The sequence below is a fragment of the Bacillus sp. FSL M8-0166 genome (assembly GCF_038008825.1).
Classification (GTDB): Bacteria; Bacillota; Bacilli; order Bacillales; family Bacillaceae; genus Bacillus; species Bacillus safensis.
Genome location: NZ_JBBOZZ010000001.1, coordinates 3,136,802 through 3,159,268 on the forward strand (window position 1 = coordinate 3,136,802; position 22,467 = coordinate 3,159,268).

At 42.2% G+C, this 22,467-nt stretch carries 25 protein-coding genes; 23 read left to right on the plus strand and 2 right to left on the minus strand.

Annotated elements, in window-relative coordinates; genetic code table 11:
• Window positions 1-114: 114 nt before the first annotated feature.
• The 3 genes from NSS92_RS16185 (at window position 115) to pyrG (ending at window position 2,956) form a co-directional block, all read left to right on the plus strand.
• Complete coding sequence (locus NSS92_RS16185) at window positions 115-312, plus strand: hypothetical protein (RefSeq protein WP_267586833.1); 198 nt, start codon at window positions 115-117, stop codon at window positions 310-312.
• A 248-nt stretch (window positions 313-560) separates the two neighbouring features.
• Window positions 561-1,109 (plus strand): DNA-directed RNA polymerase subunit delta, encoded by a 549-nt coding sequence (gene rpoE / locus NSS92_RS16190; RefSeq protein ID WP_340869257.1) that lies wholly within the window; start codon window positions 561-563, stop codon window positions 1,107-1,109.
• Between the two features lie 239 nt (window positions 1,110-1,348).
• Complete coding sequence (gene pyrG, locus NSS92_RS16195) at window positions 1,349-2,956, plus strand: glutamine hydrolyzing CTP synthase (protein WP_048237659.1); 1,608 nt, start codon at window positions 1,349-1,351, stop codon at window positions 2,954-2,956.
• A gap of 40 nt (window positions 2,957-2,996) precedes the next feature.
• Here pyrG and NSS92_RS16200 read toward each other — a convergent pair whose 3' ends face one another.
• A complete protein-coding gene (locus tag NSS92_RS16200) occupies window positions 2,997-3,527 on the minus strand; it encodes a DUF2529 domain-containing protein (protein WP_340869260.1) in 531 nt (176 codons plus the stop codon).
• A 180-nt stretch (window positions 3,528-3,707) separates the two neighbouring features.
• On the opposite strand from NSS92_RS16200, the gene NSS92_RS16205 reads away from it, so the two are divergent.
• The 10 genes from NSS92_RS16205 to NSS92_RS16250 all read left to right on the plus strand — a co-directional run bounded on the left by NSS92_RS16205 (window position 3,708) and on the right by NSS92_RS16250 (window position 14,103).
• Window positions 3,708-4,082 (plus strand): response regulator, encoded by a 375-nt coding sequence (locus NSS92_RS16205; protein ID WP_003214681.1) that lies wholly within the window; start codon window positions 3,708-3,710, stop codon window positions 4,080-4,082.
• A 178-nt stretch (window positions 4,083-4,260) separates the two neighbouring features.
• Window positions 4,261-5,118: a class II fructose-bisphosphate aldolase gene (locus tag NSS92_RS16210; protein ID WP_024423748.1), complete on the plus strand. Its 858-nt coding sequence runs from the start codon at window positions 4,261-4,263 to the stop codon at window positions 5,116-5,118.
• 111 nt (window positions 5,119-5,229) lie between these two features.
• Window positions 5,230-5,868: a fructose-6-phosphate aldolase gene (gene fsa, locus NSS92_RS16215; RefSeq protein WP_003215343.1), complete on the plus strand. Its 639-nt coding sequence runs from the start codon at window positions 5,230-5,232 to the stop codon at window positions 5,866-5,868.
• A 247-nt stretch (window positions 5,869-6,115) separates the two neighbouring features.
• Window positions 6,116-7,405 (plus strand): UDP-N-acetylglucosamine 1-carboxyvinyltransferase, encoded by a 1,290-nt coding sequence (locus tag NSS92_RS16220; protein ID WP_024423746.1) that lies wholly within the window; start codon window positions 6,116-6,118, stop codon window positions 7,403-7,405.
• A 32-nt stretch (window positions 7,406-7,437) separates the two neighbouring features.
• Window positions 7,438-8,403 carry a class II fructose-bisphosphatase gene (glpX, locus tag NSS92_RS16225; protein WP_048237657.1) on the plus strand — a complete coding sequence of 322 codons (966 nt, stop codon included), beginning with the start codon at window positions 7,438-7,440 and terminating at the stop codon, window positions 8,401-8,403.
• 366 nt (window positions 8,404-8,769) lie between these two features.
• The gene (gene rho, locus NSS92_RS16230) at window positions 8,770-10,053 is read left to right on the plus strand and encodes a transcription termination factor Rho (RefSeq protein ID WP_008354975.1); all 1,284 of its coding nucleotides are present in this window, start codon (window positions 8,770-8,772) and stop codon (window positions 10,051-10,053) included.
• Window positions 10,054-10,185: 132 nt separating this feature from the next.
• Window positions 10,186-10,386, plus strand: coding sequence for a 50S ribosomal protein L31 (gene rpmE, locus NSS92_RS16235; RefSeq protein WP_003215407.1), 201 nt, complete (start codon window positions 10,186-10,188; stop codon window positions 10,384-10,386).
• An 87-nt stretch (window positions 10,387-10,473) separates the two neighbouring features.
• Complete coding sequence (locus tag NSS92_RS16240) at window positions 10,474-11,076, plus strand: thymidine kinase (RefSeq protein WP_048237655.1); 603 nt, start codon at window positions 10,474-10,476, stop codon at window positions 11,074-11,076.
• Between the two features lie 279 nt (window positions 11,077-11,355).
• On the plus strand, window positions 11,356-13,056 hold the full coding sequence (malS, locus tag NSS92_RS16245; protein ID WP_144471919.1) for an oxaloacetate-decarboxylating malate dehydrogenase: 1,701 nt from the start codon (window positions 11,356-11,358) through the stop codon (window positions 13,054-13,056).
• A gap of 90 nt (window positions 13,057-13,146) precedes the next feature.
• Window positions 13,147-14,103, plus strand: coding sequence for an AEC family transporter (locus tag NSS92_RS16250; RefSeq protein ID WP_251216071.1), 957 nt, complete (start codon window positions 13,147-13,149; stop codon window positions 14,101-14,103).
• Between the two features lie 232 nt (window positions 14,104-14,335).
• On the opposite strand, the gene racA is transcribed toward NSS92_RS16250, so the two are convergent.
• Window positions 14,336-14,884, minus strand: coding sequence for a chromosome-anchoring protein RacA (racA, locus tag NSS92_RS16255; RefSeq protein WP_340869274.1), 549 nt, complete (start codon window positions 14,882-14,884; stop codon window positions 14,336-14,338).
• A gap of 210 nt (window positions 14,885-15,094) precedes the next feature.
• Here racA and prfA point away from each other — a divergent pair, with 210 nt between their 5' ends.
• The 10 genes from prfA to NSS92_RS16305 all read left to right on the plus strand — a co-directional run bounded on the left by prfA (window position 15,095) and on the right by NSS92_RS16305 (window position 22,427).
• The gene (gene prfA / locus NSS92_RS16260; RefSeq protein WP_034281226.1) at window positions 15,095-16,162 is read left to right on the plus strand and encodes a peptide chain release factor 1; all 1,068 of its coding nucleotides are present in this window, start codon (window positions 15,095-15,097) and stop codon (window positions 16,160-16,162) included.
• Complete coding sequence (gene prmC / locus NSS92_RS16265; RefSeq protein ID WP_340869278.1) at window positions 16,152-17,036, plus strand: peptide chain release factor N(5)-glutamine methyltransferase; 885 nt, start codon at window positions 16,152-16,154, stop codon at window positions 17,034-17,036. The genes prfA and prmC overlap by 11 nt, the downstream gene beginning before the upstream one ends.
• A 142-nt stretch (window positions 17,037-17,178) precedes the next feature.
• Window positions 17,179-17,658 (plus strand): hypothetical protein, encoded by a 480-nt coding sequence (locus tag NSS92_RS16270; RefSeq protein WP_324290873.1) that lies wholly within the window; start codon window positions 17,179-17,181, stop codon window positions 17,656-17,658.
• A 119-nt stretch (window positions 17,659-17,777) separates the two neighbouring features.
• Entirely contained in the window at window positions 17,778-18,434 is a 657-nt protein-coding gene (gene spoIIR, locus NSS92_RS16275) for a stage II sporulation protein R (protein ID WP_267586827.1), read from the plus strand.
• Between the two features lie 63 nt (window positions 18,435-18,497).
• Window positions 18,498-18,941: a GNAT family N-acetyltransferase gene (locus tag NSS92_RS16280; protein WP_267586826.1), complete on the plus strand. Its 444-nt coding sequence runs from the start codon at window positions 18,498-18,500 to the stop codon at window positions 18,939-18,941.
• Between the two features lie 161 nt (window positions 18,942-19,102).
• Window positions 19,103-20,155, plus strand: a complete 1,053-nt coding sequence (locus tag NSS92_RS16285) for an L-threonylcarbamoyladenylate synthase (RefSeq protein WP_267586825.1) — start codon at window positions 19,103-19,105, stop codon at window positions 20,153-20,155.
• Between the two features lie 60 nt (window positions 20,156-20,215).
• Window positions 20,216-20,770, plus strand: coding sequence for a manganese efflux pump MntP (locus NSS92_RS16290; protein WP_267586824.1), 555 nt, complete (start codon window positions 20,216-20,218; stop codon window positions 20,768-20,770).
• A 63-nt stretch (window positions 20,771-20,833) separates the two neighbouring features.
• The gene (locus NSS92_RS16295; RefSeq protein ID WP_340869282.1) at window positions 20,834-21,292 is read left to right on the plus strand and encodes a low molecular weight protein arginine phosphatase; all 459 of its coding nucleotides are present in this window, start codon (window positions 20,834-20,836) and stop codon (window positions 21,290-21,292) included.
• 133 nt (window positions 21,293-21,425) lie between these two features.
• Window positions 21,426-21,875: a ribose 5-phosphate isomerase B gene (rpiB, locus tag NSS92_RS16300; RefSeq protein ID WP_003214714.1), complete on the plus strand. Its 450-nt coding sequence runs from the start codon at window positions 21,426-21,428 to the stop codon at window positions 21,873-21,875.
• Between the two features lie 12 nt (window positions 21,876-21,887).
• Entirely contained in the window at window positions 21,888-22,427 is a 540-nt protein-coding gene (locus tag NSS92_RS16305) for a TIGR01440 family protein (protein WP_267586822.1), read from the plus strand.
• Window positions 22,428-22,467: the final 40 nt, after the last annotated feature.

Sequence of the window (22,467 nt, forward strand, 5' to 3'; positions counted from 1 at the left end):
GTCTGTTTTGGTTCTTCATGCAGTTTTCAAATATGAGCGCATTGTCAATGTTCATCCATATGACCATAGTGTTATGTTAAAATTAGGGAAAATATCAATATGGAGGTTATGATGATGAACTCAACATTTATGGCCATTTTAGCAATCACCACGATGATCATCTGGATTATGGTGTCCGCGGAGCTTTCGAAATCTCCAAAAAAGCAGGAAGAAAAAGAAAACAGCCGCAGAAAACTAATCGTACTTATGTCTGCGGGAATGTTATTCACGATTCCTGTCGTTGTCTCATTAACTCAGAACATCCCATTTTAAAACAGACGAGAAAAAACTGAACGACAAAAAGCATGCCGCACACAAGAACAAGTCCAATTTAACGCAGATGATGAAGTTATAGGTGCGCCCCGTGAGAAAAATCAAAAATTAACATCAATAAAGGTGGCATAAACTCCTCTAATTTGTTTATAATGAGAGGTATGGTTTGTCGTAAGAATAAGGTATAAATACTTATTATTTCACTGATAAATGGATACATACATGTAATAGAAAGGGAGTGTCTGACCTTGAGTTTGAAAGAATACTCACAGGAACAGCTCAAACAAATGTCTTTAGTTGAACTTGCATATGAAATTTTCAGAGACAGCAAAACACCAATTACGTTTTCCGAGTTAATAGATGAAATGGTCCGTTTGCAAGGAATACAAAAATCCGATCTTGATGATCGACTTGCTCAATTTTATACAGACTTAAATATAGATGGCCGCTTTATTTCGTTAGGTGATCAGAGATGGGGACTTCGCAGCTGGTATCCAGTTGATCAAATCGAAGAAGAAGTTCAGCCAGCTGTGAAAACAAAAGCGAAAAAGAAAAAATCAAAAGCAGCTGTCGTTGAAGAAGACTTCGATGAAATCGAAGAGGAAGAAGAAATCGACGAGCTTGAAGAAGACCTTGATCTTGTTGAAGACGACGATGATCTCGACCTAGACGATGATGAAGAAATTGATGAAGATCTTGAAGACTTCGACGAAGATGATGATGAAGATGATGAAGATGATGACGGCTTAACGGAGATTGATGAAGACGATTTAGACGATGATGAGGAAGAAAAATAACCCTCTCAAACCGGTCCTCAAAACAGGACAAAACCGTCTTGACTTTCGAGAGCGAACTATGTAGTATGTATTTTGGGCTCTCTAAAAAAGAGTACGTAAAGATACGTTCATTTACGCTCCCTTTCATTTATTTGAAAGGGAGCTTTCTTATTTTTCAAGAGATTTAGGGATACACTCTAAAAAGGATGAAGCTGTGCATGTCTAGACATGCAAGGGTAAAAAAGAGAGGAGCATACGAAATGACAAAGTATATTTTTGTAACAGGAGGAGTTGTTTCCTCACTTGGAAAAGGAATCACGGCTGCATCGTTAGGCCGCCTTCTGAAAAATAGAGGGATGGATGTCACCATTCAAAAATTCGATCCATACATCAACGTAGACCCAGGGACAATGAGTCCATACCAGCACGGTGAGGTTTTTGTCACAGATGATGGTGCTGAAACAGACCTTGACTTAGGTCACTACGAGCGTTTCATTGATATTAACTTAAATAAGTACAGCAACGTCACAACTGGTAAAATCTACTCTACTGTTCTGAAGAAAGAGCGCCGCGGTGACTACTTAGGTGGAACAGTACAGGTCATTCCCCACATCACAAATGAAATCAAAGACCGTGTGTACCGTGCCGGAAAAGAAACGGGTGCAGATGTGGTCATTACAGAAATCGGCGGAACAGTAGGAGATATCGAATCCCTTCCATTCCTTGAAGCCATTCGTCAAATGAAGAGTGACATCGGACGTGAAAACGTGATGTACATTCATTGTACCCTCGTTCCTTACATCCGTGCAGCGGGTGAATTGAAAACAAAACCAACACAGCATAGTGTGAAAGAACTTCGCAGTCTTGGTATTCAGCCAAACGTTATTGTGGTCAGAACTGAAATGCCATTGGCACAAGATATGAAGGACAAAATTGCGCTATTTTGTGATATTGATACAAAAGCTGTGATCGAATGTCAGGATGCAGACACGCTTTACTCCATTCCGCTAGATTTACAAAAACAAGGACTGGACAAGCTAGTATGTGAACATATGAAACTTGACTGCCAAGATGCGGACATGACGGAGTGGACAGCGCTTGTTGATAAAGTGCAAAACCTTTCGAAACAAGTCACAATTGGTCTTGTAGGGAAATATGTTGAGCTGCAAGATGCTTATATTTCTGTTGTTGAATCACTTCGTCATGCTGGTTATGCGTTTGATGCAGATGTTCAAATTAAATGGATCAATGCAGAAGAAGTGACGGCAGAGAATATCGCTGATTTCGTACAAGATGTTGACGGCATTATTGTTCCTGGAGGCTTCGGAGACCGCGGAGTAGAAGGGAAAATCATTGCCACACAATATGCCCGTGAAAACAAAGTGCCATTCTTCGGAATCTGCTTAGGAATGCAAGTGGCATCTATCGAATACGCGAGAAACGTATTAGGCCTTGAGGGAGCTCATTCAGCGGAAATTGATCCTGAAACAGCATTCCCAATCATTGACCTTCTTCCAGAACAGAAGGATGTAGATGATCTAGGCGGAACACTTCGTCTCGGTCTATACCCTTGTAAATTAAATGAAGACTCAAAAGCATTTGCTGCATACAATGACGAAGTGGTCTACGAACGCCACCGTCATCGCTACGAGTTTAATAACGAATTCAGACAGCAAATGGAAGCAGCAGGCTTCGTCTTCTCTGGTACAAGCCCAGATGGACGTCTTGTTGAAATTATCGAGCTGAAGGATCACCCTTGGTTCCTTGCTTCTCAGTTCCACCCAGAATTCGTTTCAAGACCGACAAGACCACAGCCATTATTTAGAGATTTCGTTGGTGCTTCACTTCAAGCATCTGAATCAAAATAAAACAAAAAACTGCCGAGAATATCACTTCTCGGCAGTTTTTTTATTCGTATTCCTCCACGATTTCTTTCACAGTAAACGATAGAGCGTGGTAGACGTATAAGCAAGTCATTAAAGCAGGATAACCAAACCTTGTCCCATCTTCAGCGGGCACAAGCGGTTTCTTGAGCTGAAAATCAATGTGGACATCACAATGTTCTTCAATCGTAGACGGCTCCTTTTGTGCCGGCCCTACACCAACAATGGGGGTACCTTGTTCGTGCAGTTCTTTTACAAGAGATTGAATTTCCAGATCTTCTGGGTCTGAATAAAATAGCAGGACCCTGTCACTTGGATGAAGTAAGCTGCGTTCCTTTTGATCGAGCGGTAGTACCTTTGCACCGGGAAACGGCTCCTTGCTTTCAGATGCCTCTAAGGCGACAGCAGCCAGTTCATTCTTCCCGTGAAAATAAACGGCATGTCCACTGACAACGGCCTGTGCAAGAAGGCGTGCACCGTCCTCAATCGCTTCAGCCTGCTTTTCTCCAATACGTGAAAAAATACCTGATAACTGGGTCGTAAAAATTTTTAACAAGACTCATTTCCTCCTTCGGTCAGATCATTTTATAATAGAATATAAAGAGAATATTAGGAAAAATGCTCAGAAAATGTCGTAAAGTAAACTATTATAATTAAAGGAAATGTGAAAATCAAACAGAATTATTTAACAACAGCTCTTTTTATGGCGAAAAATGAAAGCAATGGGGTGTAACAGATGAATGAGAAAATTTTAATTGTCGATGATCAGTACGGTATTAGAATATTATTGAATGAAGTGTTTCATAAAGAAGGCTATCAAACCTTTCAAGCTGCCAATGGACTTCAGGCATTAGATATTGTGAAAAACCATAGACCGAACCTTGTCCTGCTTGATATGAAAATTCCCGGAATGGATGGTATCGAAATTTTAAAACGGATGAAATTAATTGATGAAGACATCCGTGTCATCATTATGACAGCTTATGGTGAATTAGATATGATCCAAGAATCCAAAGAACTCGGTGCATTGACGCACTTCGCTAAGCCTTTTGATATTGATGAAATCCGAGATGCTGTCAAAGAATACCTGCCGCTTGAAACAAATGGCTAGATGGAAATGATTGAATCGAGTCATTCTGTTGCCGATTTGTCGAATAATTGGTATTCTAGAAAAGAAGAAGAAAGCGATCTGACTTTGAAAGTTTACATATGGCGAGAAATTCTGGTCATGCTAGGGTGGAGAGCTTTTTTTAGCAAGCAAATTAGCTACATAGGGAGGATTTTTCATCATGCCTTTAGTTTCAATGACAGAAATGTTGAAAGACGCAAAGGAAAAAGGTTACGCTGTTGGACAGTTTAACTTAAATAACTTAGAATTCACGCAAGCGATTTTACAAGCTGCTGAAGAAGAGAAATCTCCTGTTATCTTAGGAGTATCTGAAGGAGCAGGACGCTACATGGGCGGCTTCAAAACAGTTGTCGCAATGGTTAAAGCGTTAATCGAAGAATATAATGTAACAGTTCCTGTTGCGATTCATTTAGATCACGGTTCAAGCTTTGAATCTTGTGCAAAAGCCATTCATGCAGGATTTACTTCTGTCATGATCGATGCTTCTCACCACCCATTCGATGAGAATGTGGAAACAACTGCGAAAGTCGTTGAACTTGCACATTTCCATGGTGTGTCTGTAGAAGCTGAACTTGGAACTGTTGGTGGGCAAGAAGATGACGTCATCGCTGAGGGCGTTATTTATGCTGATCCAAAAGAGTGCCAAGAGCTTGTAGAACGCACTGGTATTGACTGCCTTGCACCTGCATTAGGTTCAGTACATGGTCCATACAAAGGTGAACCAAACCTTGGTTTCGCTGAAATGGAAGAAATTGGTAAAACAACTGGTCTTCCACTTGTTCTTCACGGCGGAACAGGTATCCCAACTGCTGACATCAAGCGTGCAATTTCACTTGGTACAGCAAAAATCAATGTAAACACTGAAAACCAAATTGCTTCTGCGAAAGCAGTACGCGAAACACTTGCTGCAAAAACAGAAGAGTATGATCCACGTAAATATCTTGGACCAGCTCGTGACGCAATTAAAGCGACTGTTATCGGCAAAATGCGCGAATTTGGTTCTTCTAACCAAGCATAATTTGATGAGAACCGAAAGCCGCCTGAGTCACAGGCGGTTTTCTCCATATCTTGAGAAAGCGCAATCAAATTTACATTTCAGACAATTTATTGATAGGAGAGTGGCACAGTTATGTTATTTTTCGTAGATACAGCAAATATTGCAGACATCAAAGAGGCGCACGAGCTTGGCATTTTAGCAGGCGTCACAACAAACCCTAGTTTAGTAGCGAAAGAAAAGGACGTATCATTCCACGACCGCCTTCGCGAAATCACTGACGTGGTATCAGGTTCTGTCAGTGCAGAAGTGATTTCCCTAAAAGCAGAGGAAATGATTGAAGAAGGAAAAGAGCTTGCTGCCATCGCACCAAATATCACGGTCAAAATTCCAATGACTACAGATGGTCTTAAAGCTGTCAAAGCATTAACAGACCTTGGAATTAAAACAAACGTCACATTGATTTTTAGTGCAAACCAGGCACTTCTTGCAGCTAGAGCTGGTGCGACGTATGTCTCTCCATTCCTCGGCCGCTTAGATGACATTGGCCAAAATGGTCTTGATCTCATCAGCGAAGTGAAAACTATTTTTGATGTTCATGGATTAGATACACAAATCATTGCTGCATCCATTCGTCACCCGCAGCATGTGACAGAAGCTGCGCTTAGAGGTGCTCATATCGGCACAATGCCGCTGAAAGTCATCAAGCAGCTGACGAAACACCCATTAACGGATGCAGGCATTGAGCAATTTTTAGCAGACTGGAATAAATAAGTGATTGTGGCAGGCGGGATTGTCTCTCGTTTGCCGCAGTTTTCCTTATAAACGCTAAGAAATGTTTTGTGCAAAGAAGAGAACATCACAGCCTCGCAAAGCTTCGATTATTTTTCTTCCGACAAATTTCGTTTAACCTGTATTCTTTCTCTTGATATTGGCTAAATTTTGGACAAGACCTTTTAAAGCGCGACATCCACAAACAGTATAACTCCAACAGTGATCTTCTTTAAGAAGGGAGACAAATATGGAAAAGTTAAACATTGCCGGCGGTGACCCCTTGCGCGGGACCGTACATATTAGTGGTGCGAAAAATAGTGCTGTGGCACTGATTCCTGCCACGATTCTCGCTGATTCTCCAGTAACCATTGAAGGCCTTCCGCATATATCAGATATCGACACATTGCGGGATCTGTTAGAAGAAATTGGCGGAAAGGTCACTTTTGAAAAAGGTGAAATGGTCGTCAATCCTGTTTCCATGATCAGTATGCCGCTTCCTAATGGAAAAGTGAAGAAACTGCGTGCATCCTATTATTTAATGGGAGCCATGCTGGGCAGATTCAAGCAGGCTGTCATCGGACTGCCAGGAGGATGCCACTTAGGACCTCGGCCGATTGATCAGCATATCAAAGGTTTTGAAGCACTTGGAGCCGAGGTGACAAATGAGCAGGGTGCGATTTATTTGCGCGCTGAAAAATTAGTCGGAGCCCGGATTTATCTTGATGTTGTCAGTGTAGGTGCGACGATCAACATCATGCTGGCAGCCGTACTGGCTGAAGGAAAAACCGTGATTGAAAATGCTGCAAAGGAACCCGAAATTATTGATGTAGCGACACTGCTTGCAAGCATGGGAGCCAAAATCAAAGGTGCGGGTACCGATGTCATTCGAATCGAAGGTGTAGAATCTCTTCATGGCTGTAAGCATTCAATCATCCCTGACCGCATCGAAGCAGGAACATTTTTAATAGCTGGTGCAGCGATGGGAGATGAAGTTGTACTTGATAATGTGATCCCAACTCATTTAGAATCAATTACGGCGAAACTTAGAGAAATGGGGTTCACCATTGAAACGAGCAACGATCAGATGCTGATCGTTGGCAGAAACGAAGGACTCAAGCCTGTAGATATCAAAACCCTTGTGTATCCGGGCTTTCCGACTGACCTTCAGCAGCCGATGACGGCGCTGTTAACAAAAGCGAAAGGCACGAGTGTGGTCACAGATACGATCTACTCAGCCCGCTTTAAGCACATTGACGAATTGCGTCGAATGGGTGCAAACATGAAGGTCGAAGGAAGATCTGCTATTATTACCGGACAAACGCAGCTTCAAGGAGCAAAGGTCAAAGCAAGTGATCTGCGTGCAGGTGCTTGTCTTGTTGTCGCAGGGTTAATGGCAGACGGTGTGACCGAAATCACAGGGCTTGAACATATAGACAGAGGATATAGTCTGCTTGAGAAGAAGCTTGAAGGCTTGGGTGCAACCATCTGGCGTGAAAAGCTGAATGACCAAGAAATAGAAGAACTTCAAAATTCATAAGGCTTTGACTGTGAGAGGAGATTTGGACAAAAATGGAAAGAAGTTTATCGATGGAACTAGTACGGGTGACAGAAGCAGCCGCATTAAAATCTGCCCGTTGGATGGGCAGAGGATTAAAAGACGAAGCAGATGATGCTGCAACAAGTGCAATGCGTGATGTATTTGACACCATTCCAATGAAGGGAACAGTGGTCATTGGCGAAGGAGAAATGGACGAAGCACCAATGCTTTATATTGGGGAAAAGCTTGGGAACGGATATGGACCTCGCGTGGATGTCGCTGTTGATCCATTAGAAGGAACAAACATTGTGGCAAGCGGCGGCTGGAATGCCTTAGCTGTCATTGCAGTTGCAGATCATGGCAACTTGCTGAATGCACCTGATATGTACATGGATAAGATCGCAGTAGGTCCAGAAGCGGTAGGCTGCATCGACATTGAAGCGCCTGTCATTGATAATCTTCGCGCTGTTGCAAAAGCGAAAAACAAAGATATTGAAGATGTGGTTGCAACGATTTTAAACAGAGGTCGACATGAGAAAATTATTGCTGAACTGAGAGAAGCAGGAGCAAGAATTAAACTGATCGATGATGGGGACGTTGCAGGAGCCATTAATACAGCATTTGATCACACAGGTGTTGATATTCTATTTGGTTCAGGCGGAGCGCCTGAGGGTGTCCTTTCTGCTGTTGCATTAAAGGCACTTGGCGGTGAAATTCATGGTAAGCTTCTTCCTCAAAGTGAAGAAGAACTAAGACGCTGTGAGAAAATGGGGCTGGATGTTGGTAAAGTCCTCAGAATGGAAGATCTCGTAAAAGGAGATGACGCCATTTTTGCAGCGACAGGTGTAACGGACGGCGAATTACTTAAAGGTGTTCAATTCAAAGGCTCTGTTGGAACAACACATAGTGTTGTCATGCGTGCGAAATCAGGTACGGTTCGTTTCGTAGACGGCAGACACAGCTTAAAGAAAAAACCGAATCTTGTCATTCGTCCGTAATCTGAAAGCGGGTATTCATTACCCGCTTTTCATATAGGTGTCAAATGTATATCATTTTCTTTTTAAAGTTGAATATTCTCTGCAAATGAGGTAAAACTAAAGAGTGCTGCGAAATTTTCTGCGAATTTACTTCTTTTAAGCTTCAACAAAGTTTAAATACTGCCGCATCATGACGATATACTCATTATCCTTCTCTATGTTGACAAAGCTCTATTTCACATTGTTCCTATCTTTCACGATAAAACGAGTGGGAGCGTTACCATGAGAGCGAGGTCATTCCAACAACAACGGAATTAAAAGCTAATCAAATACAATGGTCATGCATTTGTAAAGAAATACATTGACTAGAAAAGTGTGGTGTCCATATTGAAAGATGTTTCGATTTCATCTTTGGAAAATATGAAATTAAAAGAGCTGTATGAGTTAGCAAAGCGATACAAAATCTCTTATTACAGCAAACTAACAAAAAAGGAATTAATTTTTGCCATCTTAAAGGCGAACGCTGAGCAAGAGGATCTCTTATTTATGGAAGGGGTTCTTGAAATTATTCAGTCTGAGGGATTTGGTTTCTTAAGACCGATTAACTACTCCCCAAGTTCTGAAGACATTTATATTTCAGCTTCACAAATCAGACGCTTTGATTTACGAAATGGAGATAAAGTGTCTGGAAAGGTACGACCTCCAAAAGAAAATGAACGCTACTATGGCCTCCTTCATGTAGAAGCGGTAAATGGGGACGACCCAGAATCAGCAAAGGAACGTGTTCACTTTCCTGCACTCACACCGCTATTTCCTGACCGCCAAATGATTCTTGAAACACAGCCTAATCACCTGTCTACTAGAATTATGGACATGATGGCGCCAGTTGGATTTGGACAGCGTGGTTTAATCGTTGCACCGCCTAAGGCTGGGAAAACCATTTTGCTTAAAGAAATTGCCAACAGCATTTCTGAAAATCATCCAGAGGCAGAGCTGATTGTCCTATTGATTGACGAACGACCAGAAGAAGTAACAGATATCGAACGTTCTGTTGCAGGGGATGTTGTTAGTTCAACCTTTGACGAAGTACCGGAAAACCACATTAAAGTAGCAGAGCTTGTATTAGAGCGTGCGATGCGTCTTGTTGAACATAAAAAAGATGTCATCATCTTAATGGACAGCATCACAAGGCTTGCTCGTGCATACAACCTTGTGATTCCGCCAAGCGGCCGAACGCTTTCAGGCGGTATTGATCCTGCGGCTTTCCATCGTCCAAAACGCTTCTTTGGTGCTGCGCGTAACATTGAAGAAGGCGGAAGCTTGACGATTTTAGCCACTGCACTTGTTGATACAGGATCACGTATGGATGACGTGATTTATGAGGAGTTTAAAGGAACTGGGAACATGGAGCTTCATTTGGATCGTTCTTTGGCCGAAAGAAGAATCTTCCCTGCGATTGACATTCGCCGTTCTGGTACGAGAAAAGAAGAACTGCTTGTGCCAAAAGAGCATCTTGATCGTCTATGGGCGATGAGAAAATCGATGTCAGATACACCTGACTTCGCTGAGAAGTTCATGCGCAAAATGAGAAAAACAAAGACAAACCAGGAATTTTTCGATATTTTAACGCAAGAATGGAAACAAGCCAATATGTCTGCATCAAGAAGATAGCTTCCCTGAAAAAATACATTTGCAATCATAGACTCACACTGTTATAATTTTATCATGTGCGTTTCAGAATTTATTTCTGAGATATTAACTCTGTTTCCGAATTGGATTCAGGGCGGAAGGAGATGACAGTAGATGAAAACAGGAATTCATCCTAACTACAAAAAAGCTACAGTCAAATGCGCTTGTGGAAATGAGTTTGAAACTGGATCAGTAAAAGAAGAGGTACGCATCGAGATTTGCTCTGAGTGCCATCCTTTCTATACAGGCCGTCAAAAATTCGCTTCTGCTGATGGACGTGTTGACCGCTTTAACAAAAAATACGGTCTTAAGTAATAATAGATACAATAAACAGGCAGGAATCCGTTCTTGCCTGTTTTTTTACGTGGATTGATGGAACTTTAAAACGGGGGAGAAGACCTTATGTATGTGATGAAACAAAGCGGTTGGCTTGAAGTCATCTGCGGCAGTATGTTTTCTGGAAAGTCGGAAGAATTGATTCGGAGAGCCAAAAGGGCCACCTTTGCCAAACAAGAAGTAAAAATATTCAAACCAGCGATTGATAACCGATATAGTACAAGCTCAGTTGTGTCACATAACGGTTCATCATTAGATGGGATTGCAGTAGCCTCACCAAAAGACATAATAACGCACATATCAGAAAGAACCGATGTCATTGGCATTGATGAGGTGCAATTTTTTGATGAGACAATCATTGACATTGTCACTCAATTGGCTGACCAAGGCTACCGAGTCATTGTTGCAGGCCTGGATCAAGACTTCAGAGGAGAGCCATTTGGTGTTGTTCCGCATTTAATGGCATGTGCAGAGCTTGTAACAAAACTTCAAGCAGTTTGTTCGGTATGCGGCTCCCCAGCGAGTAGAACACAACGCTTGATCGACGGTAAACCCGCATCCTATGATGATCCTATTATTTTAGTAGGTGCGCAGGAATCATACGAAGCACGATGCAGACATCACCATGAAGTACCAAAACTTGATGTTGGTACAACACTTGACAATTAAAAAAATAGCAAATGCCGCTGTGTTTCGTTTTTCGAGATTTTGGCTGGACACCCATCATTTGTACTTAAATAAATTAAATAACACTACGATTAAATTATCTAATTTTCAACGCTTGCGTTTTGTCATAAGCAGGCATAAAATGACTAACTGTAGTGTAAAGCATTTAAACGAAAAGTTCGATTTCTTGTCATAATTTTTTTGATTAAGGATTTTTCTCCTTAATCATTCTTTGGATTAATAGTTCACTTTATTTATATTTTAGAAAGAGGGTAGTTTTTGATGAACAACGTGAAGAAAACAAAAGAAGGGTACCTCGAAACCACTTTGACAGGTAAAGATGTATTATCGATTCCAACGTTGAACAAAGGCGTTGCTTTCTCTGAAGAAGAAAGACAAGAGCTTGGACTAGAAGGGTTACTTCCTCCAACGGTTCTGACTTTAGAACAGCAAGCGGAAAGAGCGTACAAGCAATTTCTAGCACAGCCGGATCGTCTTCGTCAAAACGTATACTTAAGTGATTTACAAAACCGTAACGAAGTATTGTTCTACAAGCTTCTAACAGAAAAGCTTCGTGAAATGCTTCCGGTTGTGTACACACCAACTGTTGGTGAAGCGATTCAAGAATACAGCCATGAATACAGAAGACCTCATGGTGTCTATCTTTCAATCGACGACATTGACGGCATAGAGAAAGCATTTGAAAACTTGCACGCAACTGCTGGAGATATTGATCTCATCGTTGCAACTGACTCTGAGAGTATTCTTGGAATTGGTGACTGGGGTGTTGGTGGTATCAACATCGCAATCGGTAAATTAGCTGTTTACACGGCTGCAGCAGGTATTGATCCTAGCCGCGTGATTCCAGTTGTATTAGATGTTGGAACAAACAATGAAAAATTATTGAATGATCCATTATACATCGGGAACCACCACAAACGTGTACAAGGTGAGAAATACGAAGAATTCATTGATGCTTACGTGAAAGCAGCACTTAAATTCTTCCCGAAAGCATTGCTTCACTGGGAAGACCTTGGAAACAAAAATGCGCGTAACATCATGAAAAAATACAACGATAACATCTTAACGTTCAATGATGATATTCAAGGTACTGGTGCCATTACTTTAGCGGGTGTTCTTGCAGCTGTCAAGAAAACTGGTACTCAATTGAAAGATCACCGTGTTGTCATCTTCGGAGCTGGATCAGCTGGTATCGGAATCGCAGATCAAATGCGTGACACAATGGTTCTTGAAGGTCTAACAGAAGAAGAAGCAAACAATGCATTCTGGACATTAGACTACAGAGGATTGCTAACAGATCAATTTGAAGATGAAGTACTTGATTTCCAAAAACCATACCTTCGTACATCTGATGAAGTAGAAGGCTGGGCACGCGATGAAAAAGGACAAATCTCATTTGCTGAAACTGTACGCCAAGCGAAGCCAACAATCTTAATTGGTACATCAGGTCAAGGCGGCGCATTCACTGAAGAAATCATTAAAGAAATGGCAGCTCATACAGAGCGACCAGTGATCATGCCAATGTCTAACCCAACACCGCTTGCTGAAGCAGTGCCAGAGGATTTATTCAAATGGACTGACGGCCGTGCACTTGTTGCAACAGGAAGCCCGTTCGAAAACGTTGAGTATAACGGAATTGAACATGAAATCGGACAATCAAACAATGCGTTTGTTTTCCCTGGACTTGGTCTTGGTTCAATCGTAACAGAATCAAAAATCATCACAAAAGGCATGTTCGTTGCTTCTGCGAATGCAATTGCTGAAATGGTTGATCATGAGAAACCAGGTGCTGGTCTACTGCCAAGTATTGATAAATTGCAAGAAGTGTCAATCCATGTGGCTGTTGAAGTTGCGAAAGCAGCAATTAAAGATGGTGTAGCTAGAAGAACGCCTGACAACATCGAACAAGCTGTGAAAGACGCAATGTGGATTCCTGAATATAAAAAAATTGTAAGAGCATAATAAAATGTGTAACGCGGCATTGCTTCGGGTAATCTAAGCAATGCCGCAATAAATAAGAAACATGTAAAGGATTTAAGGAGGAAGAGTAAGATGGACTTTTTAAATATTTTGATCCTCCTAGCACCGATTTTTTTCGTTATCGCGCTGGGTTGGTTCGCAGGACACTTCGGCAGCTATGACGCTAAATCTGCAAAAGGTGTAAGTACACTTGTAACAAAGTATGCTTTACCAGCGCACTTTATCGCCAGTATTCTGTCAACACCAAAAGATAAATTCTATAGTCAAATTCCATTTTTCGTTGCATTGATTTTCGGAATCGTTGGTTTTTATATCATTATCCTTTTAGTTACGAAATTTGCTTTTAAATATGATTTAACAGATTCTTCTGTTTTCTCGTTAAACTCAGCACAACCGACCTTTGCATTTATGGGGATTCCGGTCTTGGGCAGTTTATTTGGAGCTCAAGAGGTTGCAATTCCGATTGCGATTACCGGAATAGTTGTAAATGCAATGCTTGATCCAATTGCAATTATTGTGTCAACTGTCGGTGAAAAAACAAAAGGAAAAACAAAAGACGGCGAAAGCTTCCTAAAAATGACGACAAAAGCAATTTTGCACGGTTTATCAGAGCCGCTTGCACTTGCACCGTTAGCCAGTATCATTCTTGTTCTTTTAGGGTTTAAACTTCCTGCACTCGGACATGAAATGTTAGAGGAAATTGGCAGTGTTACATCAGGGGTTGCGCTATTCGCAGTTGGTGTTACTGTTGGTATCCGCAAAATTAAATTAAGCTTGCCAGCCTTCAGTATTGCATTGCTAAAAGTAGCTGTACAACCAATACTTATGTATTTTATCGCTGTTCTTATGGGTCTTTCGGCGGATGAAATTACAAAAGCTGTATTACTTGTAGCCTTCCCAGGTTCAGCTGTTGCAGCGATGATCGCAACACGATTTGAAAAACAAGAGGCGGAAACTGCATCCGCATTTGTCATCAGTGCCATCATGTCACTCATCACATTACCGATTATTATTGCACTTACCGTATAATATAGTAAAAAGGCTGCCTCATTAGGCAGCCTCAGCGTGTAGACAAACCCTCGCATTCGTTGTCAGGTCTGCGCTCCGGTGCTCACGAATGTCAAATTCGCTCCGCTCCGGTACTCGTCCTTCCTAGACTGCAAAGGTTTTCTATCACGCTGAAAAGAAGACAAAGTGCTAAAATAAAGAACATTTTAGCACTTTGTCAACAATCTAAGGCTGCCTCATAAGGCAGCCTTTCTTAGCGAAATGAATGAAACAGAGGGAAGAGTACACGCTTTTTTTTGATGTCAGGGTGTGCGATTTCCTTTTTTTCTTCTACTTGTGACGGTTGTTTTAAGGATGCGGCGAGTCGGTCAAATTTAGTGGATAAATCTTCAATTTCCCTGCGGTGCTGGAGCAGCTGATACGATACACCTTCATCTGCCTTTTTAGCTAGTTTCCGTTCAAGCTCTTGCAGGCGGTCTTCTACATCAGTGATGTGTAATTGCTGCTGAATAAGCTCTTTCACTTGCTTTTCTAATGCTTCAATCCGCTGTATGGAGACATCGGTTTCGGCAGCAGGTGCTGATTGACGAACGGTTTCTTTATGGATTGGCAGTTGAATGTCTTGGAGGATCACACCTTCACTCATTTGGTGTTTGACCTCTTTGAGCAGCTGCATGATATCTTCATGAAATTCATAGTGTCCAAGTTCATTCCGGGCGACAGGGATGTTGAGCTGTTTGACCCAACGCTGAATCGTTTTTGAAGAAACACCAATTTCTTTTGCAACCTCATTTGTATTCAAACCAAATGCCCTCCCTTTTTTCAATTACAAGTACCATTCTCTTTAAGGAGGACCTGTTCCTTCACGTTAGACAAAACAAGTAACCAATCGCCAAAGATCGTGTTTTCTAGCGAAAAATTGCAGGAAATCAATTGTTTTGGAAATTTTTTTGACTGTCATACCCCGCTATACTATAATTAGACTGTTACGCACAAAACAGAGGTGAAGACCATGTTAGACCGTTTAAAATCAATTGAAGAACGCTATGAAAAGCTAAATGAATATTTAAGTGACCCTGAAGTGGTGAACGACCCTACGAAGCTTCGTGAATATTCAAAGGAGCAATCCGATATTCAAGAAACTGTTGAGGTATATAGACAATATCGTGCGGCATACGACCAGCTGAATGATGCGAAAGCAATGCTGGAAGAGAAGCTGGATGCCGAGATGCGCGACATGGTCAAAGAAGAAATTTCAGAGCTCACAGAGGAAACGGAACGTTTAGAAGACGAGCTGAAAATCTTGCTGATCCCGAAAGATCCGAATGACAACAAAAACGTTATTGTGGAGGTTCGTGGTGCAGCGGGTGGAGAAGAGGCTGCTCTTTTTGCCGGAAACCTTTACCGCATGTACAGCCGTTATGCTGAAATGCAAGGCTGGAAAACGGAAGTAATGGAAGCGAGTGTCACAGGCACAGGCGGTTATAAAGAGATTATCTTTATGATCAGCGGGAAAGGCGCATACTCCAAACTAAAGTTTGAAAACGGCGCACACCGCGTGCAGCGTGTTCCGGAAACGGAATCAGGCGGACGGATTCATACATCAACAGCGACAGTTGCTGTATTGCCTGAGGCTGAAGAAGTTGAAATTGATATCCATGAAAAAGACATCCGTGTAGATACTTTCACATCTAGCGGACCTGGCGGACAAAGTGTCAATACGACCATGTCTGCAGTTCGATTAACTCACCTTCCAACAGGTGTGGTTGTATCCTGTCAGGATGAGAAGTCGCAAATCAAAAACAAAGAAAAAGCCATGAAAGTACTGCGTGCGAGAATTTATGATAAATTCCAGCGTGAAGCACAGGCTGAATATGATCAAACGCGTAAATCTGCGGTTGGAACAGGGGATCGTTCAGAGCGTATCCGTACGTACAACTTCCCGCAAAACCGTGTAACAGATCACCGTATCGGGTTGACGATTCAAAAGCTTGATCAAATTTTAGAAGGAAAACTTGACGAGGTCATTGATGCATTAATTATGGAAGACCAAGCAAGAAAGCTTCAAAATGCAAAATAAACAACGAACAATTTTTGAAGCCCTTAAATGGGCTTCTTCTTTGTTAACGGAAGCCGGTAGAGACCAAAATGCAGCAGAGCTTCTTTTGATGCATGTGCTGGGCTGTAGCAGAAGTGAGCTTCTTGCACGTTTTCATGATTCGCTGCCTGAGGAGCAAGATCAACTGTTCAGCAAGTTTGTTTCGCAGCATAAGACAGGTGTCCCTGTTCAGCATTTAACGGGTGTTGAATTTTTTTACGGACGTCCTTTCGAGGTGAACAAGCATGTTCTTATTCCTCGTCCTGAAACGGAAGAAGTTGTTTTGGCGGCGCTCAATTTGGCAGGTGACGTCTTCCCGCCCGATCAGCCGCTCAAAGCAGTTGACGTTGGCACAGGAAGCGGAGCAATTGCGATTACGCTGGCTCTTGAAAAAAAATCACTATCTGTCACAGCGACTGATATTTCGCATGAAGCACTTGCGGTAGCAAAACGGAATCAAAAAGCGCTCGGTGCAGACGTTCATTTTTTACATGGAGATTTACTTGACCCGGTTATAGCTCAAGGCATCAAAGTGGATGTGTTTATTTCCAATCCACCCTATATTGCGGCGGAAGAAATGGACAGTCTGTCTGAGGTTGTGACGAAACATGAGCCGGTCAATGCGCTGACTGACGGACGTGATGGCTTGTGGTTTTATAAGCGTCTCATTCGTGATCTTCACAGCGTGCTGAGTGAGCAGGCAGTTGTTGTCTTTGAAATTGGACATACGCAAGGTCAAGATGTCACAGCGCTTCTCGTGCAGGCATTTCCTAAAGCGAATGTTTGCATCGTCAAAGATATTAATGGAAAAGATCGAGCTGTTTGCGCGCACATTCAAAACGGAAAGTCCGGCTGAATAAAGCCGGACTATTTTATTATGTAAAGATGAAACTTATGGTAAAAGAGAAACGTATAATATAGAAGAATGAACATTCTGATCATGATTTTTTACATAAATTTGTTTTGAAGGAGCGAATGGTGTGAACAAAAGGTATGCGATGGTGTTGGTCATCGTCAGTGTACTATTGATTGTGAGTGCTTGTGGTAAACCGAGCTTTAAAAAAGAGGCAGCAGCATTTGGAGAAAGCTATAAAAAAGCACAATACACAGTGAATCGAACGGATGACCTATCTGACATGAAAGAGAAGCTGAAGGTTTATTTAACCGAACATGAATATCAAGAATATACACAAGACAGCATGTTCCCGAGCATATTAGAAGCGGCGAAGGATCAAGATTGTCAAATTAAGCTGAAGAAAATTATGTTTACGCCTTCAGATGAAAGCGATGACAGAATTGAATTTAACTATGAAATGGTGATCCAATTTATTGATCAAAAAGAAAAGGTCAAAAAAGAAATAGAGAAAAAAGGGACCATGACTGTCATCAAAACAGAATCTGGTTTAAAAATCAGCCGAGATTGGGATGGGAGACTGTACCCTTCTGACTACCAATCCTCACTCAAAAGTCGTTCTTAATGAGAACGGCTTTTTTGTTTTGACTCATAATCTATTAAAAAAATCATGTTGACTGTTTATGAGATGAGTTTCCTGGACACAATGTTTGTAGCGAAGAGAAAAAGTGGGGGGAACACACAATGTTTAAAAGTAAAATGATGATTTGTCTTTATATGTTTCTATTATTATGCGGTGCTTTTGCAAACCTTGGCAAGGAGGAGACAGCGGCTGCTTCTGCAAATCAGCCTGTTGTCATACCAGATGAAGCGATTCGATTACGCATTTTAGCAAATAGTGATCGTTCAGCGGATCAGGATGTGAAAAGAAGTATTCGTGACGAGGTCAATGCTAATATGACGGAGTGGGTCAAAGACCTCACATCCATTGAAGAAGCAAGACGTGTCATTCGATCAAAGCTGCCAGAAATCAATCGTATCGCCAAAGCGAAATTGAAGGAACAGCACATTGATCAATCCGTATCGGTTAGTTTTCAAAAAGCTTCATTTCCAACAAAGCTTTATGGAAATTTCGTTTACCCTGCTGGGAAATATGAAGCCATTTTAATTACGCTTGGAGAAGGGGATGGAGCCAACTGGTGGTGTGTGTTATTTCCGCCGCTCTGCTTTATCGATTTTTCAAACGGAGAAGCCATCGCCTCACCAGAAGGGGATGATGATAAACAAGTGACAGCGCAGCAAACGAAAGAGTCTGTCAATGAAGTGGTGAAAGAAGAGGAAGAAGAGACAGGTGAAGTGAAGTTCTTTTTGTTCGAATGGGTCTCTAGTCTTTTCTCTTAAAAAAGGTATAAATCGGTTTTTGCCTCATAGAGTTGAAGTAAGAGATCAAAAAGAGGTGAAAGCATGTATTATCAATTAAGAATAGCCACAGAAGAAGATATCCCGGCGATCAATGCTTTTCTTGAAAAGGGACAAGCGAAAGGCGGAGTAACGCTTACGGATCGTACGACATTTGTTGTGATGGAAGATGCGGACGGTCAGCTGGCAGGCTGCTTAGGTCTTGAACAGCTCAATGAACAAGAGGGATTGCTGCGGTCTCTTGTCATATCAGATAAGCTCGGTCAGGGACACATTGTCTCTTTGTTCCAAAGTGTTCAAACGCTCGGAGAAAAAATGGGTGTGGATACTTTTTATGTCGTCGCAAACCATTCCTCCTCCCATGATTTTTTGGCATTAATGGGCTTCGCGCCTTTAGAGGAAATTCCAGAAAGCATATGGAGCTCTGCACATGCAAAAGAAACATTGGGGAAAGAACAGGCTGTGGTCCTGCAAAAAAAAGGCAGTTAATCACAAAATGATGGACTTATACACATACTTATCCACTACAAAACAAGCGTTATCCACAAATTGTGGACAACGCTTGTTTTATTGATCATCATCTTTTATACTTTCAAAAGGATAATTGAGATATATCAACAGTTTTATCTTTTTTAAAAGGAGTTTGTATGATGTTAAATACAAAAAGGTGGTCTGTGGATTTAGAAAAGGATTTATCCACATACTATCCACAAATTAAACAGGCGGCCGATCTGCTGCAGCAAAATGAAGTGGTTGCTTTCCCGACAGAGACCGTTTACGGACTCGGGGCAAATGCGAAAGAGACAGAAGCCGTGATGAAAATTTATGAAGCGAAAGGGCGTCCGAGTGATAATCCGTTGATTGTTCACATTGCGGAGGTTCAGCAGCTTCATGAATTTGCACAAATAGAAAGCGAAAAAGCGAAGGCGCTGATGGATGCCTTTTGGCCGGGCGCCTTAACCATCGTTCTTCCGTGTAAGCCGGGCGCTTTATCAAAGCAGGTCACAGCAGGTTTATCCACAGTAGGTGTGAGAATGCCTGACCATCCCATTGCGCTTGAGCTCATCCGAGCAGCTGGTCTTCCAATTGCTGCACCAAGTGCCAACCGTTCAGGGAAACCTTCACCAACACAAGCTGACCATGTAGCGAGTGATCTCCAAGGGAGAATCGCTGGGATTGTGGATGGCGGTTCAACTGGAATTGGTGTTGAGTCAACAGTTGTATCCTGTGTCGGTGAGACCCCGGTGATTTTAAGACCAGGCGGGATTACAAAAGAAGCATTAGAAGAGGTAGTCGGAACGGTGAGTGTGGACCCAGGGCTGACAAAAAAGGACGAGGCGCCTGTATCGCCGGGAATGAAATACACACATTATGCACCTGAAGCCCAGATGTATATCTTTCATGGAAGTGATGAAGACATGCAGCGTCACATTCAGAAATACAGAGCTGAAGGTATAAAAGTCGGAGTGCTGACAACAGAGGAAAAGAAATCGCTGTTTGCGGCAGATGTTGTGTACAGCTGTGGATGGAGAGAAAAACCTGAAACGGTTGCTGCAAACCTTTATCGTGTACTGAGACAATTTGATGAAACAGATGTAGACTTGATTATTTCAGAAGCCTTTTCAGAGCAAGGAGTCGGTTCTGCCATTATGAACCGTCTGCAAAAAGCCGCAGGAGGGCGTATACTCCCTTCGTTCCAATAGTTCTAACCTTTCTTGGACAAACATAGGTTAAAGGAGAATGTGTGTCCAAGGGGGATTTACATGAACGAACTAGCTGGCGAATTGCTGACACTCAGCATCATGGCTTTTGCACTTGGGATGGATGCTTTTTCGGTTGGACTTGGTATGGGGATGATTCAGCTGAGGTTCCGCCAGATCATTTATATTGGACTTGTCATTGGGATATTTCATATGTTTATGCCGCTTTTTGGCATGCTGACAGGTCAGCTCTTATCTGGATGGCTCGGTTTTCTTGCCACCTATATCGGCGGGGCGCTGCTTTTGGTGCTGGGACTCCAAATGATCGTTGCTTCTATCCGCAAAGAGGATAAGCCCTTTATCGCACCTGTTGGGGCTGGTCTCGTTCTTTTTGCCACAAGTGTAAGCTTAGACAGCTTCTCCGTTGGTTTAAGCCTCGGGATTTACGGTTCCCGGGTGTGGATGACTATATTATTGTTTGGTTTTTTTAGTATGCTCCTCACATGGCTCGGATTATTACTCGGTAAACAGGTTCGGTCATGGGTTGGTTCATATAGCGGCGCGCTTGGCGGAATCATTTTACTAGCCTTTGGTATCAAATTATTATTTCCGCTTTAGCCAATCTCCTTACATAACATGTAGAGTGAAATGCTATATAATAGAAGAAAAGGAGGGCGAAAGATGAAAATCTTATTTGTTTGTACGGGAAATACATGCAGAAGTCCAATGGCTCAAGCCCTTTTTGCTTCAATTGCAGATGAAAAAGGTTTAGAGGTCACTGTGAAATCAGCGGGCATTTTTGCCTCCGATGAAGGGAAGGCTTCTCCTCAAGCGATCGAAGCATTATTTGAGAAAAGCATTCCACTGAATCACTCATCATCAAAATTGACAGAGGATCTTCTACGCGAAGCTCATTACGTCTTCACGATGACGATGCAGCATAAACAGTTGATTGCAGAGCAATATGCGCATGCAAAAGGCAAGGTCTTCACTTTAAAGGAATTTGCGACAGGAACAGAAGGCGATGTATTCGATCCGTTTGGAGGAAGTCTTTCTGTTTATCAGGAAACACGTGATGAACTAGAAGCCTTGCTGTATCAGCTCGCTGAGAAGTTGAAAAAAGATCATCATAATAGATAACCTGAAAAACCGTTGCCTCAACGGTTTTTCTGCTATTGTTTGCAAATCACTAGGCAGAGGTTAAAATATAACTGTAAATAAAGAATGAATGTAAGACATAACAGATCAACTCACCCTTAGGAGGAATTGCCTGATGAAAGTAGCCATTGCATCCGATCACGGCGGAACGAATATTCGTGAAGAAATCAAACAACTGATGGATGAATTGAAGATTGAATACATTGATATGGGTTGTGAATGTGGATCAGGTTCTGTAGACTATCCAGATTATGCTTTCCCTGTAGCCAATATGGTGGCAAACGGAGAAGTCGACCGCGGCATTTTAATTTGCGGGACAGGCATCGGCATGAGTATCTCGGCAAATAAAGTAAAAGGAATTCGCTGTGCATTGGCACATGATACATTTAGTGCAAAAGCAACGAGAGAACATAACGATACGAACGTTCTTGCGATGGGAGAGCGAGTGATTGGACCGGGATTAGCACGTGAGATTGCGCACATTTGGCTGACGACAGAGTTTACAGCAGGACGCCATGCTGTGCGGATTGGCAAAATTGCTGATTACGAAGAAAAGCACCTATAAGGAGCGCTTAACATGAACATTGGTCAAGATTGGCTTGAAATGTTAAAAGAGTTTCATCAAACAGTTGAATTGCGTGCCGGGCAAATCTTAGTCATTGGCTGCAGTACGTCAGAAGTGGCTGGTGAGCATATTGGTACTGCAGGAAGTGAGCAAATTGCTGCGTCCATCTATCAAGAATTGGATCAGCTAAGACGAGAGACCGGCATTGAGCTCGCCTTTCAATGCTGTGAGCATCTGAATCGTGCCCTTGTTGTTGAAGAAGAAGTGGCTTTCCGTTTTAACCTGGAGATTGTAGCTGCTGTACCTGTCCGTAAGGCGGGTGGTTCGATGGCGGCTTATGCGTATCAGCAAATGGAACATCCTGTATTAGTCGAATCCATTGAGGCGCATGCTGGAATTGATATAGGCGACACGTTAATTGGGATGCACTTAAAGAGAGTCGCTGTACCTGTCCGCCTCAGTCGTCATCAATTAGGACATGCACATGTGACTTTTGCGAAAACACGTCCGAAGCTGATTGGCGGAGAACGAGCCGTTTATACAAGATCATAGCTTAGATATATTTCTAATATAATGTTGAATGATGAAGACG

Coding starts and splice junctions, on each gene's coding strand:
- NSS92_RS16285 (WP_267586825.1), top strand. CDS start 19,103: ATGTTAAATACAAAAAGGTGGTCTGTGGATTTAGAAAAGGATTTATCC.
- NSS92_RS16305 (WP_267586822.1), top strand. CDS start 21,888: ATGAACATTGGTCAAGATTGGCTTGAAATGTTAAAAGAGTTTCATCAA.
- rpiB (WP_003214714.1), top strand. CDS start 21,426: ATGAAAGTAGCCATTGCATCCGATCACGGCGGAACGAATATTCGTGAA.
- NSS92_RS16270 (WP_324290873.1), top strand. CDS start 17,179: ATGGTGTTGGTCATCGTCAGTGTACTATTGATTGTGAGTGCTTGTGGT.
- NSS92_RS16280 (WP_267586826.1), top strand. CDS start 18,498: ATGTATTATCAATTAAGAATAGCCACAGAAGAAGATATCCCGGCGATC.
- prfA (WP_034281226.1), top strand. CDS start 15,095: ATGTTAGACCGTTTAAAATCAATTGAAGAACGCTATGAAAAGCTAAAT.
- pyrG (WP_048237659.1), top strand. CDS start 1,349: ATGACAAAGTATATTTTTGTAACAGGAGGAGTTGTTTCCTCACTTGGA.
- NSS92_RS16185 (WP_267586833.1), top strand. CDS start 115: ATGAACTCAACATTTATGGCCATTTTAGCAATCACCACGATGATCATC.
- NSS92_RS16240 (WP_048237655.1), top strand. CDS start 10,474: ATGTATGTGATGAAACAAAGCGGTTGGCTTGAAGTCATCTGCGGCAGT.
- fsa (WP_003215343.1), top strand. CDS start 5,230: ATGTTATTTTTCGTAGATACAGCAAATATTGCAGACATCAAAGAGGCG.
- NSS92_RS16210 (WP_024423748.1), top strand. CDS start 4,261: ATGCCTTTAGTTTCAATGACAGAAATGTTGAAAGACGCAAAGGAAAAA.
- spoIIR (WP_267586827.1), top strand. CDS start 17,778: ATGTTTAAAAGTAAAATGATGATTTGTCTTTATATGTTTCTATTATTA.
- glpX (WP_048237657.1), top strand. CDS start 7,438: ATGGAAAGAAGTTTATCGATGGAACTAGTACGGGTGACAGAAGCAGCC.
- NSS92_RS16295 (WP_340869282.1), top strand. CDS start 20,834: ATGAAAATCTTATTTGTTTGTACGGGAAATACATGCAGAAGTCCAATG.
- NSS92_RS16290 (WP_267586824.1), top strand. CDS start 20,216: ATGAACGAACTAGCTGGCGAATTGCTGACACTCAGCATCATGGCTTTT.
- NSS92_RS16220 (WP_024423746.1), top strand. CDS start 6,116: ATGGAAAAGTTAAACATTGCCGGCGGTGACCCCTTGCGCGGGACCGTA.
- NSS92_RS16250 (WP_251216071.1), top strand. CDS start 13,147: ATGGACTTTTTAAATATTTTGATCCTCCTAGCACCGATTTTTTTCGTT.
- NSS92_RS16205 (WP_003214681.1), top strand. CDS start 3,708: ATGAATGAGAAAATTTTAATTGTCGATGATCAGTACGGTATTAGAATA.
- prmC (WP_340869278.1), top strand. CDS start 16,152: ATGCAAAATAAACAACGAACAATTTTTGAAGCCCTTAAATGGGCTTCT.
- malS (WP_144471919.1), top strand. CDS start 11,356: ATGAACAACGTGAAGAAAACAAAAGAAGGGTACCTCGAAACCACTTTG.
- rpmE (WP_003215407.1), top strand. CDS start 10,186: ATGAAAACAGGAATTCATCCTAACTACAAAAAAGCTACAGTCAAATGC.